Origin of the sequence: Micromonospora maris AB-18-032, from assembly GCF_000204155.1 — a bacterium.
In the GTDB taxonomy this organism is placed as follows: Bacteria; Actinomycetota; Actinomycetes; order Mycobacteriales; family Micromonosporaceae; genus Micromonospora; species Micromonospora gifhornensis.
In genome coordinates, this window is the sequence record NC_015434.1 from 5,063,248 (window position 1) to 5,079,003 (window position 15,756).

General features: G+C 73.0%; 14 protein-coding genes and 1 pseudogene. 9 read left to right on the forward strand and 6 right to left on the reverse strand.

All coding sequences use genetic code 11. From position 1 onward, the window contains the following. The first annotated feature begins 200 nt into the window (after window positions 1-200). Both murA and VAB18032_RS22270 read left to right on the forward strand, forming a co-directional pair. Complete coding sequence (gene murA, locus VAB18032_RS22265; RefSeq protein ID WP_013735182.1) at window positions 201-1,556, forward strand: UDP-N-acetylglucosamine 1-carboxyvinyltransferase; 1,356 nt, start codon at window positions 201-203, stop codon at window positions 1,554-1,556. Between the two features lie 85 nt (window positions 1,557-1,641). Beyond that, the gene (locus VAB18032_RS22270) at window positions 1,642-2,244 is read left to right on the forward strand and encodes a DUF3043 domain-containing protein (protein ID WP_013735183.1); all 603 of its coding nucleotides are present in this window, start codon (window positions 1,642-1,644) and stop codon (window positions 2,242-2,244) included. Between the two features lie 5 nt (window positions 2,245-2,249). Here the strand turns inward: VAB18032_RS22270 and VAB18032_RS22275 are convergent, their stop codons facing one another. Then, complete coding sequence (locus tag VAB18032_RS22275; RefSeq protein WP_013735184.1) at window positions 2,250-2,558, reverse strand: AzlD domain-containing protein; 309 nt, start codon at window positions 2,556-2,558, stop codon at window positions 2,250-2,252. Next, on the reverse strand, window positions 2,552-3,310 hold the full coding sequence (locus tag VAB18032_RS22280; protein WP_050814643.1) for an AzlC family ABC transporter permease: 759 nt from the start codon (window positions 3,308-3,310) through the stop codon (window positions 2,552-2,554). The genes VAB18032_RS22275 and VAB18032_RS22280 overlap by 7 nt, the downstream gene beginning before the upstream one ends. A 66-nt stretch (window positions 3,311-3,376) precedes the next feature. Here VAB18032_RS22280 and VAB18032_RS22285 point away from each other — a divergent pair, with 66 nt between their 5' ends. Next, window positions 3,377-3,937, forward strand: a complete 561-nt coding sequence (locus VAB18032_RS22285; protein WP_013735186.1) for a helix-turn-helix domain-containing protein — start codon at window positions 3,377-3,379, stop codon at window positions 3,935-3,937. A 779-nt stretch (window positions 3,938-4,716) separates the two neighbouring features. On the opposite strand, the gene VAB18032_RS32245 is transcribed toward VAB18032_RS22285, so the two are convergent. Both VAB18032_RS32245 and VAB18032_RS32995 read right to left on the reverse strand, forming a co-directional pair. Next, window positions 4,717-5,871, reverse strand: a complete 1,155-nt coding sequence (locus VAB18032_RS32245; RefSeq protein WP_013735187.1) for a hypothetical protein — start codon at window positions 5,869-5,871, stop codon at window positions 4,717-4,719. Window positions 5,872-6,620: 749 nt separating this feature from the next. Continuing rightward, entirely contained in the window at window positions 6,621-7,178 is a 558-nt protein-coding gene (locus VAB18032_RS32995; protein ID WP_043721584.1) for a hypothetical protein, read from the reverse strand. Window positions 7,179-7,467: 289 nt separating this feature from the next. Here VAB18032_RS32995 and VAB18032_RS33000 point away from each other — a divergent pair. Next, window positions 7,468-9,003 (forward strand): annotated as a pseudogene (locus VAB18032_RS33000) (WG repeat-containing protein); the annotation flags it as partial. A 129-nt stretch (window positions 9,004-9,132) separates the two neighbouring features. Continuing rightward, window positions 9,133-10,131 carry an aldo/keto reductase family protein gene (locus tag VAB18032_RS22310; RefSeq protein ID WP_013735191.1) on the forward strand — a complete coding sequence of 333 codons (999 nt, stop codon included), beginning with the start codon at window positions 9,133-9,135 and terminating at the stop codon, window positions 10,129-10,131. Window positions 10,132-10,189: 58 nt separating this feature from the next. On the opposite strand, the gene VAB18032_RS22315 is transcribed toward VAB18032_RS22310, so the two are convergent. Continuing rightward, window positions 10,190-10,978, reverse strand: coding sequence for a site-2 protease family protein (locus VAB18032_RS22315; RefSeq protein ID WP_043721586.1), 789 nt, complete (start codon window positions 10,976-10,978; stop codon window positions 10,190-10,192). Next, window positions 10,978-11,178 (reverse strand): hypothetical protein, encoded by a 201-nt coding sequence (locus VAB18032_RS22320; protein WP_013735193.1) that lies wholly within the window; start codon window positions 11,176-11,178, stop codon window positions 10,978-10,980. The genes VAB18032_RS22315 and VAB18032_RS22320 overlap by 1 nt, the downstream gene beginning before the upstream one ends. A gap of 189 nt (window positions 11,179-11,367) precedes the next feature. Here VAB18032_RS22320 and VAB18032_RS22325 point away from each other — a divergent pair, with 189 nt between their 5' ends. The 4 genes from VAB18032_RS22325 to VAB18032_RS22340 all read left to right on the forward strand — a co-directional run bounded on the left by VAB18032_RS22325 (window position 11,368) and on the right by VAB18032_RS22340 (window position 15,702). Beyond that, on the forward strand, window positions 11,368-11,574 hold the full coding sequence (locus VAB18032_RS22325) for a hypothetical protein (protein WP_013735194.1): 207 nt from the start codon (window positions 11,368-11,370) through the stop codon (window positions 11,572-11,574). 65 nt (window positions 11,575-11,639) lie between these two features. Next, window positions 11,640-13,583 (forward strand): bifunctional adenosylcobinamide kinase/adenosylcobinamide-phosphate guanylyltransferase, encoded by a 1,944-nt coding sequence (cobU, locus tag VAB18032_RS22330; protein WP_013735195.1) that lies wholly within the window; start codon window positions 11,640-11,642, stop codon window positions 13,581-13,583. After that, entirely contained in the window at window positions 13,573-14,346 is a 774-nt protein-coding gene (locus tag VAB18032_RS22335) for an adenosylcobinamide-GDP ribazoletransferase (protein WP_013735196.1), read from the forward strand. Before cobU ends, VAB18032_RS22335 begins: the two co-directional genes overlap by 11 nt. 66 nt (window positions 14,347-14,412) lie before the next feature. After that, complete coding sequence (locus VAB18032_RS22340) at window positions 14,413-15,702, forward strand: DUF2314 domain-containing protein (protein WP_013735197.1); 1,290 nt, start codon at window positions 14,413-14,415, stop codon at window positions 15,700-15,702. Window positions 15,703-15,756: the final 54 nt, after the last annotated feature.

The window sequence follows — 15,756 nt, forward strand, 5'->3', positions numbered from 1 at the left end:
AACAACACTTGTACGCGAAAGTGCCGGATCACCGATAAATGCCCTCCAATGCGGTGTGACCGAATCCATTCTCATCACGGAGGGCTATGCTGCCGGGCGATGGCACCCGCGGCGCGTGCGTTTGAGCGCGACCGCTTCCCGGGTAGCGACCGGTGGTGTCCCCACATCGAAACGGCAGCACGCACGCGCTGGAGGTTGCGTTGACCGACGACGTTCTGGTCGTACACGGAGGCACCCCGCTACAGGGGCGGATCCGCGTGCGTGGTGCGAAGAACCTGGTTTCCAAGGCAATGGTCGCCGCCCTGCTCGGTGACAGCCCGAGCCGGCTCTTCGACGTACCCAAGATCCGTGATGTGGAGGTTGTCCGAGGGCTGCTCGGCCTGCACGGTGTCAAGGTCAGCGACGGCGTCGAGGACGGCGAGCTGGTCTTCGACCCGGCGAACGTGGAGAGCGCCAGCACCGACCAGATCAACGTGCACGCCGGCTCCAGCCGGATTCCGATCCTGTTCTGCGGGCCGCTGCTGCACCGTCTCGGCCACGCCTTCATACCGGACCTGGGCGGCTGCCACATCGGGCCCCGGCCGATCGACTTCCACCTCCAGGCGCTGCGCGAGTTCGGTGCGACGGTCGAGAAGACCCCGGAAGGGCTGCACCTGTCCGCGCCGAACGGCCTGCACGGCACCAAGTTCGCGCTGCCCTACCCGAGTGTGGGCGCGACCGAGCAGGTGCTGCTCACCGCGGTGATGGCCGAGGGCGTCACCGAGCTGCGCAACGCCGCCGTGGAGCCGGAGATCATCGACCTGATCTGCGTCCTGCAGAAGATGGGCGCGATCATCAAGGTGCACACCGACCGGGTGATCGAGATCCAGGGCGTACCGAAACTCCACGGCTACACCCACCGGCCGATCCCGGATCGGATCGAGGCGGCGAGCTGGGCGGCGGCGGCACTGGCCACCCGCGGTCACGTGGAGGTGCTCGGCGCCGAGCAGGCCGACATGATGACCTTCCTGAACGTGTTCCGCTCGATCGGCGGCGAGTACGAGGTCACCGACACCCGTCCCCCGCGCCCGGGGCAGCCGGGCCAGGAGGGCGGCATCCGCTTCTGGCACCCGGGCGGCGAACTCCAGGCCACCGCGCTGGAGACCGACGTGCACCCGGGCTTCATGACCGACTGGCAGCAGCCGCTGGTGGTGGCGCTGACCCAGGCCCGGGGCCTGTCGATCGTGCACGAGACGGTCTACGAGCAGCGGCTGGGCTACACCGAGGCGCTCAACTCGATGGGCGCCAACATCCAGGTCTACCGGGACTGCCTGGGCGGCACCCCGTGCCGCTTCGGCCGGCGCAACTTCAAGCACTCGGCGGTGATCGCCGGGCCGAGCAAGCTGCACGCTGCCGACCTGGTCATCCCCGACCTGCGGGCCGGCTTCAGCCACCTGATCGCGGCGTTGGCCGCCGAGGGCACCTCCCGGGTGTACGGCGTAGACCTGATCAACCGGGGCTACGAGGACTTCGAGGCCAAGCTCGCCGACCTCGGCGCGCACGTCGAGCGGCCGTAATCCCGACCACACCACCAGTTGTCCGCCACGTGGCCGTCACACCCGCGATGTGCAACGGCCACGTGGCGTTGGCTACCCTTGCCGCGTGCCGTCGCTGTTTCGTCGCAAGTCCGCCGACCTCGCCGACCCCGCCACCGAGCCGCTGACCCCGGCCGAGGAGGAGGCCGAGGCCAATCGTCCGCGTGGTTACACCCCGAGCAAGGGACGTGAGACGCCGAAGCGCCCCACCAGTGGCCGTCGCCCACCGGGCACGACCAAGCCGCTGAGCAAGGAGGAGGCGAAGGCCCTTCGGCGGCAGCGGCGGGCCGAGGCGGCCGCGGAGTTCCGGCGTGAGGGCGGCCCCCGCGACCGGGGTCCCGAGCGCCTGCTCGCCCGCAACGTGGTCGACGCCCGGCGTACGGTCGGCACCTGGTTCTTCGGTGGTGCGCTGATCGTGCTGATCGGCTCGAACCAGGCGATGCCCCCGGCGGTCCGGCTGGCCTCCAACCTGCTGTGGGGTGCTCTGGCCATCGGCGTGGTGATCGACTCGGTGCTGATCTCTCGCAAGATCAAGAAGCTGGTCCGGACCCGCTTCCCGCAGTCCACCCAGCGGATGGGATCGCTGTACCTCTACGCGATCATGCGGGCGATCACCTTCCGGAAGCTGCGTACCCCGGAGCCCAAGGTCACCATCGGCGACCCCGTCTGAGCAGCTCAGGGCACGCCGAGCAGGCGCAGCAGCGCCGTGGTGCCGGCTGCGGCGACGACCACGAGCACGAACGGCGCTCGCCGCCACGCCAGCACCACGCCCACCAGCACCCCGGTCGGCCGGGCCCAGCCGGCGAACCCGGCACCCTCGGTCAACGCCGCGGTCGCCGCCAACGCCGCCAGCAGGGCCGCCGCGGCGACCGGCAGCAGTTGCCGCGCCCACGTCGGCAGGTCGAGCCGGTCACGCAGCAGCACCCCGGAAACCCGGAAGGCGTACGTCCCGACGGCCAGCGCCACGATCACCGCGATCAGCACGACGACTCCTTCCGGCCGACCGGCACCGCGTGGGCCTCGTCCGCGGGCTCGACGACCTGTGCGGTCGGGGCCGCCGGTGGCCGCCTGAGCCGGTGCACGGCCAGCAACGCCGGCCCGGCCAGCGCCAGCAGCACCGGCAGACCGGCCGGCAGCACCGGCGTGGTCAGCACCGCCAGCACCGCGCCACCCAGCGCGGCACGTCGGGTGTCCGGGTCGCGCAGGGTGGGCAGCAGCAGGGCGATCAGACCGGCGGGGAAGGCGGCGTCCAGCCCGAGCGTGGCCGGGTCTCCGGCCACCCCACCGGCCAGTACGCCGAGCACCGTGCCGGCATTCCAGGCCACGAAGAGCAGCGTGCCGGCCAGCCAGAACGCGCGGTGTCGCACCTCACCGGCCGGACGGGCGAGCGCGAAGGCGGTCGCCTCGTCGGTCATCAGGTGGCTGCCGAGCAGTCGTTGCCAGAGTCGGCGACCGAGGCTGTCGCCGAGGGTCAGCCCGAACGGCAGGTGTCGGGCGTTGAGCAGCAGTCCGGCCAGCACGGCGGCCATCGGGTTACCGGCAGCCGCCAGTCCGACCGCCATGAACTGCGCGCCACCCGCGTAGACGAACAGGGACATGGCGACGACGGCCCAGACGGGCAGCCCCGCGGCGACCGCCACCGCACCGAACGAGGCGCCGACGGCCACTATCGCCGCGCCGATGGCGGCGACGTCGCGGAGCATGCCGGCACCCGCTGTTCGTTCTGGCGTACGCATGGTTCATCATGATGAACAGGCCCTTCATGTTCGTCAAATAGAACAATGTGAACGACGGAGCGAACAATGCCCCCGGATCCTTCGCCCCCGCTGGCCACCATCGCCGCTGCCCTCCGCCAGGAAAGGCAGCGCGTCGGCATCTCGTTGACCGAACTCGCCCGCCGGGCCGGGATCGCCAAGTCGACCCTGTCGCAACTTGAGGCCGGCCTGGGCAACCCGAGCATGGAGACGCTCTGGGCCCTGTGTGTGGCGCTCGACATACCGTTCAGTCGGCTGGTCGAGCCACCGGCGAACTCGGTACGGGTGATCCGGGCCGGCGACGGCCCCCGGGTGCGCTCCGAGCACGCCGACTTCACCGGCACGCTGTTGACCGCCGGCACCGCGCACGCCCGCCGGGACGTCTACCTGATCGAGTTGGAGCCGGGGCGGATCCGCAACGCGGAGCCACACACGCCACGCACTGTCGAACACCTGGTGGTGGGGACCGGCCGGATGCGCTGTGGCCCGGAACACGAGCAGGTGGAACTCGGCCCGGGCGACTACGCCACCTTCGCCGGTGACGCGCCGCACCGGTACGAGGCCCTCGAACCGGGCACCTTCTTCGTACTGATCATGGAGCATTCCTGAGTCGCGCCCGGTGGGGGCCGGCGACCGGACGGCGTACGCAGCCCGCCGGGTTCGTCGTCGGAAGTCCGATTCGACCGAAGACCCAAATGTCCGGATCAACTGGATAACGTTTGGGTCCGTCGCGAGTGCCACAGTGGCGTCGACCGAGCCCACGCCGCTACCCTCCTTGCGCAGCCATTCGGTGCCGGGACGAGCGAGTTTGGCCGATTCCGGGCGGGTGCCCAGCGACCAATTTCCGACGAGGTGACATTCGCCGTGAGCGAGCGGACGCGAGCCGACCATCGGGGCGCGGCCGTGAGCGAGCGGACGCCGGTCCGCGGGCTGCGCATGGCTGAGTCCGGGCTGCCCGACCCGGTCGTCCCGGAGCGTCACCCGACCCGCCGCCCACGTCCTGGGCGGCACGACGGGTCCGGCGGATGAGTCGCGGCTACGCCGACCGGTGGCACGATCCCGCCGAGCCGTCCTGGGTCGTCGAGCCGACGACCGAATGGCAGCCCCAGTTCCCGGGCCAGCGTTACCCGGGCGACGACGGTCAGGACCATCAGCAGCCACGGGCGTGGGGTCGGGCGAGCGCGATCGGCCGGGCCGAGGTGCCACCGCTGGCACCCACCCGGCCCGACGGTACGTACGTGGGTCGTTCCTGGAACGACGAGCCGGACGGCTGGCCGGGTCGCCAGGACGGGCCTGCTCAGCGGCGTCCCGACGGCGGCAACGGCGGACGCCCGTACGACCAGCCCCCGTATCCGGGCAACCAGCCGGGGCGGCCGGACGGCCGGTGGTCACCGCCCGTCGAGCCGGTACGCGGACGCGACGGTGTCACCTGGTCCGACGCCGGTCCACAGGCGACCGGTGTCACCGGCGCGCCGGTCCAGCGCGACCAGCGCGTCGGTGAGCGGTACGCCCAGCCCGACGTCGACGGGTACCCGCCGCACCGGGATCGCCGGGACCGTGGCGGCTTCGAGCCGCCCGAGCGACACGCCCCCGACCGGTACGCCCGGCGGCAACCCGACCGAGGCGAGCCCGACCGCCGCCAGCCTGACCCACGTGGGCCCGACCGCTATCCGCACCACGATCCGCAGTGGCGCGACCGCGATGCCGACCGGCATGCCCAACGCCCACGTCGACCCGAGCCGACCGACGGCGATCCGTACCGGCGTGGCGCGCCCGGGTCGCCGGCCGGGCGACCGGAGCGCGGTTGGGCACCCGAGCCCGGCGGGGAAACCCGCCGCCCCGCCATGCACCGACCCGTCGAGGACGCCGACCGCCGCTCCCCCGCCGACGACTCGCGGCGTCCCCGCTACCAGTGGAGCAGCCACCCCGGTCAACCCAGCTACGACGACGGGCCGCGGGTGGACGGCTATCGGGAGCAGTTCACCGTCGGTGACCCCGATGCTGCCCCGTACCCCGACGGTTACGTCGACGACGAGCCAGCCCGTCGGCCGCACGACGAGCAGGCCCGCCCCGACTGGTCGCCGGAGCTCTCCCGCACCGAGCCGGCTGTCCGAGACCCCCAGCGGTACGCCGAACCGCCGCGCCGCGACCTCCCCTGGCCCGAGCCGGGGCCGCTGCGCCCGAGCGCCGGTCGAGACCACCGGGAGTACCAGCGTCCCGTCGTACCCGACACCGGCGACCGCCCCGGACGCGAGGCCCGGCGACCTGCCGCCCCTGCCCGGCCCGGGTCGGAGCGCCACCTGGACCGGCCGGCCGCGCAACGGCCCGACGCCGACCGTCCCGTCTCGCCCGCCCCCGACCACGACCCGCCCCGCCGTCACCTGTCGGTGGTGCCCGAGCAGCCCGTCTCCCCGGCCGCCGGGCGTGCCCGCCCGGTCTCCCCCGCCCCACAGCAGGGCCAGCCAGACCACATCCACCCCCACCGCGACCGGCCCGGCACCGTCGACCCGCACCGCGATCGGCCTGGCACCGTCGACCCGCACCGCGATCGGCCTTCAGTCCCGGCAGTGGCACGCGACTGGCCCGAGGGCGCAGGCCCGGTGCCGGACCGTCCCAGGGCCCCGCGCTCCGACCAACACCGGCCCGACCCGCACCCGCACCGCGCCGACCAGCCCTGGCCCGACCGTTCCCGGCCGATCCACGAGGCGCCCGAGCGCCCCGGACCGAGCCAGGCACGGCCGGAGCGCCCCGGGCCGAACCAGGAGCAACCGGAACGTCCGGGGCCGATCCACGAGCGGCCCGCCGCCTCGGGAGCCGACCGGGCAGGGGGTGGGGAGACGGTTCGACCCGCCCCGCTGCACCAGCACGAGGTACGCCCGGCACCACTGCACGAACACCAGGTGCGACCCGCGCCGCTGCACGACCAACCGGTGGTGGCCACTCCACCGCCGGTCCCGACCCCCGTGGTCGTGTCAGCACCCCCGGCCACCGCGCCGCCAACCCACCGGCCCGTCTCCGCGCCCCCGACCGCCGCGCCGCCAACCCACCGGCCCGTCTCCGCGCCCCCGACCGCCGCGCCGCCAACCCACCGGCCCGTCTCCGCGCCCCCGACCGCTGTGCCCCCGGCCGCTGGGCCGCCTGTTCACCGGCCCGTTTCCACGCCGCCCGCCTACGGGTCGGTCGCCACGCCGCCGATGCCGTCGCCGGTCTCGGGTCCGCCGACGTCCGGTGTCCCGGCCGCACCGCCCGTCGCCGGTCCTGGGTCCACCGCGACGCCTCCGCCACCTACCCGTTATGTCCCGCCGGTGCCGCAGACCTCGACACGGGTCGGCCCGCCGTCCGACGGACCGCAGGCATGGTTCGGGTCGCCCGCGCCCAGCCCGGCCCCCACCTCCGGGCGCGAGCATGTGACTCCCACCCGGTTCGACGAGTCGCCCGGCAGCGCCACGGCAGTCGGCGGATCAGAGCCGGTGAGCTGGCCCGACGACACGGAGGACACCCGGCCGGTCTCGGCACCGTCGATCGCCAGCGAACCGGACCCGGTATCGCCTCTCGCGGCGACGTCCCGCCAGACGTCGGCCCTCTCGCCGACCTCCGCGCCACCGAGCCACGGGACCACCGCACCGCCACCCACCGCACGGCCGGTCTCCGCACCACCGGCCGATCCGACGCCAGCTCCGCCACGGCACGCGCCAGTCTCCGCACCACCGGCCGATCCGACATCGGCACCGCCATGGCAGACGCCGGTCTCGGCACCACCGGTCACGTCCACCCCGGACACCCTTTCCCCGGCCACGGCGGAACCGGCGCGGCTGCCCTCCGCGCCGCAGGAGGCCGCCTCGCCGGCCATGCCGACACCAGACGCTGCCCTGCCGTCAACCCCCACGCCAACGGCGGTGCCAGTGTCCGCACCGCCAACTTCACCGCAGCCCGCGCCACCGATCCCCGCACCACCGATCACGTCCACCCCTGACTCCGCATCGCCAGCCACGGCCGGCCCGGACTCCACACCACCTGCCACCAGCCCGGACCTCACGTCACCGATTCCCACCGGCCTGGACTCGACACCACCACTCACCACCAGCCTGGACTCGACACCGCCGGCCACCACCAGTCCCGACTCGACACCACCGCTCACCGCCAGCCCGGACTCCGCCCCGCCGGTTGCGGCAGCACCGGTCTCCGCACCACCAGCAGACGAAACGCTCGCTCCGATCTCCGCGCCACCAGCAGAGGAAGCACTCAATCCGGTCTCCGCGCCGCCAGCAGACGAAGCGCTCACCCCGGTCTCCGTACCACCAGCAGACCAAGCGCTCACCCCGGTCTCCGCGCCGCCGGTTGAGGATGCGGTGGCGGTCGATGAGGAGCCGGAGCCGCCGGCCGATCCTGAACAGGTGCTGGCCAGTTACCGCTGGCGGTTGGACCCGGAGGACCTGCGCGAGGTCGTGGACGACCCGGAGGAACTGCGGACGGTACGGCAGCGGTTGACCGACAAGCTCGCCTCGGCCCTTGACAACCGCTCCCGAGCCCGCCTGCTGAGCCTGCGGGCGGTGGCTTCCCGGGTGCTCGGCGACCTCGACGACGCGCTGGACGACGGGCGGATGGCCCTGACCTACGCCGAGGCGACCGGGGAGTTGCGTCGGGTTGCGCTGGCCCAGGCACGGTTGGCGCATGTGCTGCGCTGGCGTGGTGACTTCACCGAGGCCGACCGGCTGTTCGCGGAGGCGAACTCGGCCGAGTTGCCGGACCGGTTGCGGGCGGCCCTGCACGAACACGCGGCGCGGTCCTGCTACGACCAGGGCCGGTTGATGGAGGCGTGTCACCACTTCGAACGGGCTCTCGACCTGCGCGGCGAGGGTGACGCCGAACTGCTCGCCCGGGTTCGGATCGGGCTGGACGCGGTGGCGGCACGCGCCGCGGAACGTGGCTTCGGGCCGTACCCCCGGGGGTGGGACGAGGTGTTGGACCGCGACCGCAGCCCGGTGCCCGCCCGCGACGGTGGTCAGGGTCTGTGGGGTTACGCGGACGCCGCCGGTGACATGGTCGTGCCGGCGCGCTACACCGAGGCGCAGCCGTTCTCCGACGGTCTGGCCTGGGTGCGTGGCCCGGAGTCGGACCGCTGGTCGTTGATCGGCCCGACCGGTGAGGTCGTGGTCGGTCCGACGTACCTCGCCGCCCAGCCGTTCTCCGACGGCCTGGCCTGGGTGGTACGCGACGACAGCGGTTGGCTCGCCGTGAACACCACGGGTGAGGTGGTCGTACCGCCGGGCTTCGGCGACGTGCGGCCGTTCCGCAAGGGGGTGGCGGCCGTACGCCGGGAGGGCTGGGGTGCGGTCGACGCGGCCGGTCAGATCGTGCTGCCGACCCGCTACCACGGGTTCCACACCAGGCTGGCCGACGGCCGGTACGTCGACGGTTTCACCGACGAGGGTCTGGCCGTCGTGGACCTGGCCGGACGCAAGGGCGTGGTGGACCGGACCGGTCAGGTGATCGTCGCACCCGCACACCCCGCGCTACTCATCCACCCGGTGGCCTTCCTCGCCACCAACGGCGTCGGCCGCTGGGGCGCCCTCGACCGCCGAGGCGCCCCCCTCATCGACCCGGTCTTCGCCCACCCGAACGACGTCATCACCCAGATCGAATCCCTCCTGACCGACACCACCCCCCTCCTCTGACCTCATCCCAGGGCAAAGTCGATCAAGAGGTTTGCGTCGTCGCATGCGGGGTTCGGTGACGCAAACCTCTTGATCAACCTGAGAAGTGGAGGGAGCGCGGAGGGTGGGGGTGCGGACTAGGCTCAGGGAATGGAATTCCGACACCTGGGCCGTTCCGGCCTGATGGTCAGCGAGATCTCGTACGGCAACTGGATCACCCATGGCTCGCAGGTCGAGGAGGATGCGGCGTTCGCCTGCGTCCGAGCCGCCCTGGACGCCGGCATCACCACCTTCGACACCGCCGACGTCTACGCCGGCACCCGGGCCGAGGACGTGCTCGGTCGGGCGCTGGAAGGCGAACGGCGGGAAGGCCTGGAGATCTTCACCAAGGTGTACTGGCCCACCGGCCCGGGCCGCAACGACCGGGGCCTGTCCCGCAAGCACATCATGGAGTCGATCAACGGTTCGTTGCGCCGACTGCGGACCGACTACGTGGACCTCTACCAGGCCCACCGGTACGACTACCACACCCCGCTCGAGGAGACGATGGAGGCGTTCGCCGACGTCGTGCACTCCGGCAAGGCGCACTACATCGGCGTCTCCGAGTGGAAGGCGTCGCAGATCCGCGAGGCCCACGCGCTGGCTCGCGAGCTGCGCATCCCGCTGGTCTCCAACCAGCCGCAGTACTCGATGCTCTGGCGGGTCATCGAGAGCGAGGTCGTGCCCACCAGCGAGGAGCTGGGCGTCGGGCAGATCGTCTGGTCGCCGATGGCGCAGGGCGTGCTGAGCGGCAAGTACCTCCCCGGTCAGCCGCCGCCCGCCGGTTCCCGGGCCACCGACGAGAAGTCGGGCGCGAACTTCATCGCCAAGTTCCTCACCGACGATGTGCTGACCCGCGTCCAGCAGCTGCGGCCGCTGGCCGACCAGGCCGGGTTGAGCATGGCTCAGCTCGCCATCGCGTGGGTGTTGCAGAACCCGAACGTCTCCTCGGCCATCATCGGCGCGTCCCGCCCCGAGCAGGTGCACGACAATGTCAAGGCGGCGGGCGTCAAGCTCGACGCCGGTCTGCTCAAGGCCATCGACGAGATCGTCGAGCCGGTGACCGAACGGGACCCGGCCCGTACCGAATCCCCGGCCGAACGGCCCTGAACGATTCCGGGCCGGTCGCCCTGTCAGGTCGACCGGCCCGGTCACGGTCACGTCGGAGCTAGCTCCAGAAGCGGACCAGCTCCAGGCCGGTGGCGTAGAGCCAGGGCGGCAGGCCGAGGAAGTCGGCGACCGCGAAGACCGCCGAGAAGAACCACCCACCGATGCGCGGGTTCCACAGCAGCGCGAAAAGCAGGATGAAACCGTACGGGGCGAACAGGTCGTACATCCGCCGCCACTGCGGGTCCAGCCACGGCTGGATCATGTTGCCGCCGTCCAGACCGGGCACCGGCAGCAGGTTGAGCACGCTCGCGGTCAGCTGGAGGAAGCCGAGCAGGGCCACCGCCGCCCAGAACTCCACCGGCCCGCCCCCGGCTGCGCCGAGGCGCAGCACCGCCACCAGCACCAGGGCGAACACCACGTTGGTGGCGGGACCGGCGAGGCTGACCAGGGTGTGGCGCAGTCGGCCCGCGATCACGTGCCGGTCCACCCAGACCGCACCGCCGGGCAGGCCGATGCCGCCGAGCAGCACCACGACCACCGGCAGCGCGATCGACAGCAGCGGGTGGCTGTACTTGAGCGGGTTCAGCGTCAGGTAGCCGCGGTGGGCCACCCCACGATCGCCGAACCGGTAGGCCACCAGCGCGTGCGCGTACTCGTGCAGGCAGAGCGAGACCACCCAGCCGGTCACCACGAACCCGAAGACGGCGAGCCGGACGTTGCCGATGCCGTGCCAGGTCAGCACGCCGCAGGTGATCAGCAGGGCGACCAGGGCGAGGAAGATGGGGCTGGGCCGGAAGGCCGCCCGGGGCACCCCGAGCACCAGCGGCTCGGCGTCCCGGGGGCCCATCACTCGGCCACGGGCAGCAGGCTCATCCGGTACTCCACCCGGTCGTCCTCGACGAGCGTGACCGAGGTGACGCCGGACGCCGCGAGCTCGCGCCAGGTCTGGCCGATCCAGGACTCGGCGTCCGCCTGGCTGCCGAACGACTCGGCGGGCCCTTCGACCGACTCGCCGTTCGCGCCCTCGTACCGCCAGCTCCACGCCATGTGCGCGTCTCCCCTCACCGCTGATGTCCCGTGCCAGCGTAGTCGCCCGTGGATGAGTCGACCTTGTCACGGGCATCGGGCGATTGCCGGCAGGCGGCCCCGGCGCGGCTCCGGCGACGCCAGGTCACGACGGTTCACCTGCTCACCGCCGGGTATGCCGCTGGCAACCGAAGCGGCACAGGAGGGGCGATGACCAAGCCGATACCGAAGATGGACACCGCGGAGCTACGGGACATCGCGGTACGCGGTGGCATCGAGGGTGCGCGCGAGATGGACCGGGAGGCACTGATCGACGCCCTGGTCGCGCGTCCGGGTGAAGGGGCCTGGCAGGAGGACACCAAGCCTGCCGACGTCAACCCGAACGACTACTTCTACCAGCCTCCCGGCGAGCGGTGAGCGGCCTCGGACCGCGCGGCGCACCTGCGATGCCCGCGTCGGTCGGCTGGTCGTAAGGTACGAGCATGTCCCTCGACGGGTGGAACCGAGTCCTGGTGCTGGGCGGCATCCGCTCCGGCAAGTCGGAGTTCGCCGAGTCCCTGGTGGCTGACGCGGCCACGGTACGGTACGTGGCCACTGCCGCCGGTGACGACGACGCGGAATGGGCGGCCCGGCTGGCCGCGCACCGCGCCCGCCGACCGGCCGGTTGGAGCACCGAGGAGACCGCGAGCGACCCACGCCGGCTCGCCGACGTGATCTCCGCTGCCCGGCCGGACGAGACGCTGCTCGTCGACGACCTCGGTGGCTGGGTGACGGTGCTGCTCGACCCCGCCCACCAGCCCGCCGACGACACCGTCACGATCGACGAGCTGATCACCGCCGTACGCGGGTGTGCGGCACGACTGGTGCTGGTCAGCCCCGAGGTCGGGCTCTCCCTGGTGCCGACGACGCCGCTGGGCCGGGCGTTCACCGACGCGCTGGGCGTGGTCAACCGGGCCGTGGCGGACGTCTGCGACGTGGTGCTCCTGGTGGTCGCCGGGCAGCCGTGCCAGCTCAAGCCGGCCACCGCGCCCGCGTTGTCCACCGCCACCGAGGTCACTGCCACCGAGGTCACTGCCACCGGCGCAGCCGTCCCTGCCACCGGTGCGACAGTGCCGACGCAGGCCGGGCCGGTCATGGCCGCTGTGCCGACCCCGGTCTCCCCGCCGGTGACGACTCCCCTGCCGCCGGCCGGGTCGGCGTACGCCGCGCCGACACCGACAATCGTCGAGCCGGTGGCCGCCGGTGGGCCGGCCATCGAGCCCGGGCTGGAACTACCCATGCCCGACGAGTACGCCGGGCCGCAGGCCGTGGAGCGACTGGCCACCCTGGACGTGCCGGGTCGTGGGTTCGGCGTCCTGGCGCAGGTGGTCTCGTTCGCCGCCGGCACCCAGGGCACGTCGACCCCGCAGCCCTGGCGATCGGTACGGGTGCTGCTGCTGCACGGTGACCACCAGGGCGGCGCCGCGGCGGGCACCCTGCCCGGCGAGTCGGGCCGCCGCGCCGACCAGGCCCGCGCCGGTCAGGGCGTACTCGCTCGGCTCGCCGCCGAAGGCGCAGCGGGTCTGCAGGTGATCGAGGCGCCGACGGCCGCGCCGATCGAACACGAGCCGGCGCTCACCGCCGAGCAGGTCGAGTCGGCGCTGAGCTACGGCTGGCAGCTGGCCGAGGAGGCCGCCGACGCGGGCGTACAACTGCTGGTGCTGGCCGCGTGCGGCGCGGGCACCGAGGCTGCGGCGGCTGCCGTGCTCGCGGCGACCGCCGGGGCCGAGGCGCCCGCTGTGCTCGCCCGGGTGATCAACGAGAGCGGCGAGTTCGACGACGCGTCCTGGATGATCCGCTGCGCGGCGATCCGCGACGCCCTGCACCGCACCCGGGGCGTCGCCCGGGACGCCAAGGAGGTGCTGGCCCAGCTCGGCGGCGGCGACATCGCGGTGGCCACCGGCGTCCTGCTGGGTGCCACCGCACGTCGCACCCCGGTGCTGCTGGACGGGCCGGTCGGCGTGGCCGCCGCGCTGGTCAGCCGGGATCTCGCCGGTCAGGCCCGGCACTGGTGCCTGCTGGCCGACGACGGCGACCAACCTGCCGTCCGGCTCGCCGCGGACGTGCTCGGTCTGACCCCGCTGGCACAGCTGAAGCTGGACCTCGGCGAGGGGGCGAATGCGCTCACCGTGCTGCCGGTGCTGCGCTCGGCGCTGACGCTGGCCGCCGCGCTGCCGTCCCGCCCGGACCGCACCGCAGGTGCCGGCCCCGACGACACCAGCCGCAACGACACCGGTCCCGACGACAGCGGCTCGCCGCAGGCCGACGAGGCACCGGAACCGGACGCCGAGAGCGAGCCGGACTTCCGGGAACCCGAGCCCGACGGGCCGGGCCCGACCAGCACGCAGCCCGCGCCGGCGGACCACTCCGGCTCGCGTGCCGGCTGATCGCCGGCTCGGTGCCGGGGCCAGGCTGGCCCTGACCACCTTCACCGTGGCACCGGTACGCCCCGGCCGGGTCGACCGGGCCACGGCCGGTACGGCGATGGCGCTGGCCCCGCTGGTCGGCGCGCTGCTGGCCGTACCGGTCGCCGGGGTACTGCTGCTGCTCGACTCGCTCACCGCACCACTTGTCGCCGCCGCCGTGGCCGTCACGGTCAGCGCCCTGCTCACCCGGGGCCTGCACCTCGACGGGCTGGCCGACACGGTGGACGCGCTGGGGTCGTACCGGCGGGGACCGGCGGCGCTGGAGATCATGAAGAAGCCGGATGTCGGACCGTTCGGTGTGGTCGCGCTGGTGCTCGTCCTGCTGATGCAGGTGGCGGCCCTGGCTGAGCTGGTCGACGGGCCGGGTTCGGCCGTACTCGCGGCGGTCGTCACGGCCAGCGCGGCCGGCCGGCTCGGCGTGACGCTGGCCTGTCGACGGGGTGTTCCGGCCGCGCGCCCGGAAGGGCTCGGCGCGTTGGTGGCCGGCACCGTCGGCCCGGTCGCCCTGGCCGCCGGCATCGCGGCGGTCATGCTGCTGGCGGTGCCGGCGGTGCCGGACCGGCCCTGGCAGGGGCCGCTGGCCGTACTCACCGCACTCGCCGTCGCCGCCGCGCTGCTGCGACACGTGGTACGCAGGCTCGGCGGGATCACCGGCGACGTGCTCGGTGCCGGCGTCGAACTGGTCACCACGCTGGTCTACCTGGGTCTGGTGCTGTCCGGCTGAACGGGACCACGGGCGGCGGGTAGCGTTCTTGCACGACAGCACCGGCACGGCCTTGCGGGGGAACTCATGCTCATCACCGACGACTTCCTGCCCGTACCGGTCCCGGAATCGCTCAGCGCGACGTACCTGGTGCCGACGACCGGGCTGCCGGCGGTGAGCGCCCGTACGGCGGTGCGGGGTCTGGCCGGTCGACTGGCCGAGCCGGTGCACGGGCTGGCCAAGCAGATGCTGGACAGTCCACTGATGAGCGTCGACGTACGCCCGATCGGCGAGTTCCCCGAGCTGCCGCCGGACCTGCTCACCGCGTTCGGCGCCAGCGAGGCGCAGTTGGATCGGCTGGCCGCCGCCAGTCACCTGGTGGTGGTGCAGGCCGAGTACCGGCCGGGCTGGCCACCGGCGCACGAGTGGGCGGCCCGGGCGGTGGCCGCGGCCATCGCCGAGGCGGTCGGCGGGGACGTGGTCGACGTGTTCGGCCTGCAGTTCCTGGACCCGGCGGCGGCGTTGCGGTCGCTGCCGGACGACCGGGGCCGGGTCCGACTCATCGACTGGGTGCTGGTGCCCTACTCCTCCGACGCCGAGGGGCTGTGGTTCACCACCAAGGGACTGCGCCGCTTCGGTCTGCTGGAGTTGCAGGCCCAGGGGGTACCGGACCATCTCACCCGGGCCTGGGGTGCGGTGATGACCGGGGCCGCCCGCCGGCTGCTGCGGGACTGGACCGACGGACTGACCGGCGAGGAAGTGCCCGCGTTCGTGCAGCTACCCGTACTGGCCACGGTGACCGGGCACGACATTGCGGTGGCGTACGGCAATCCGGAGCAGCACGGGGCGACGGCACCGGTGCTGCTGCGGCTGGAACTCGACCCGGCCACCGACCCGGACGCCGACTCGTTCCTCAGCCTGCGCCCGCCGGCCGGGCACCCCGGCCCGGACGGACGCTACTTCGCCGCCGCCTGCGCCACCCTCTTCGCCGGCATCCAGCCCGACGTGCGGTACGCCCGCTCGGGTGACGCGATGAGCCGGGCGATCGCCACCGCCCGCGCCGGTCTGGGCGACATCCGGGCCCGCTTCAACGCCGGCCACCTGCCACCGGACACCCAACTGGTGGTCAAGTACGGGCTGCCCGGCGACGACGGACCCGAGTACGTCTGGGCGGGCGTGACCTCCTGGGAGACCCCGGAGCGCATCGTCGGCGCCAGCGCCAGCGACGCCAACACCGACCCGACCGTACGCATCGGTTCCCCTGTGGTGATCGAAGCCACCGACATCGTCGACTGGGCCCTGCTCGACTCCACCGGCGTCATCGAAGGCGGCTGGACCCAGGCCGTCCTCGACGCCGGCGAAAAACCCACTCCCTGACCGCCGATATCCCTGTTGATCTTCTTGATCAACAGTGCGGCAGCGCGGCAGTGG

Coding starts and splice junctions, on each gene's coding strand:
- VAB18032_RS22280 (WP_050814643.1), bottom strand. CDS start 3,310: ATGCGTACGCCAGAACGAACAGCGGGTGCCGGCATGCTCCGCGACGTC.
- VAB18032_RS22285 (WP_013735186.1), top strand. CDS start 3,377: ATGCCCCCGGATCCTTCGCCCCCGCTGGCCACCATCGCCGCTGCCCTC.
- VAB18032_RS32995 (WP_043721584.1), bottom strand. CDS start 7,178: ATGGCCGGCGAGGCGGCCTCCTGCGGCGCGGAGGGCAGCCGCGCCGGT.
- VAB18032_RS22310 (WP_013735191.1), top strand. CDS start 9,133: ATGGAATTCCGACACCTGGGCCGTTCCGGCCTGATGGTCAGCGAGATC.
- VAB18032_RS22315 (WP_043721586.1), bottom strand. CDS start 10,978: ATGGGCCCCCGGGACGCCGAGCCGCTGGTGCTCGGGGTGCCCCGGGCG.
- VAB18032_RS22320 (WP_013735193.1), bottom strand. CDS start 11,178: ATGGCGTGGAGCTGGCGGTACGAGGGCGCGAACGGCGAGTCGGTCGAA.
- VAB18032_RS22325 (WP_013735194.1), top strand. CDS start 11,368: ATGACCAAGCCGATACCGAAGATGGACACCGCGGAGCTACGGGACATC.
- cobU (WP_013735195.1), top strand. CDS start 11,640: ATGTCCCTCGACGGGTGGAACCGAGTCCTGGTGCTGGGCGGCATCCGC.
- VAB18032_RS22340 (WP_013735197.1), top strand. CDS start 14,413: ATGCTCATCACCGACGACTTCCTGCCCGTACCGGTCCCGGAATCGCTC.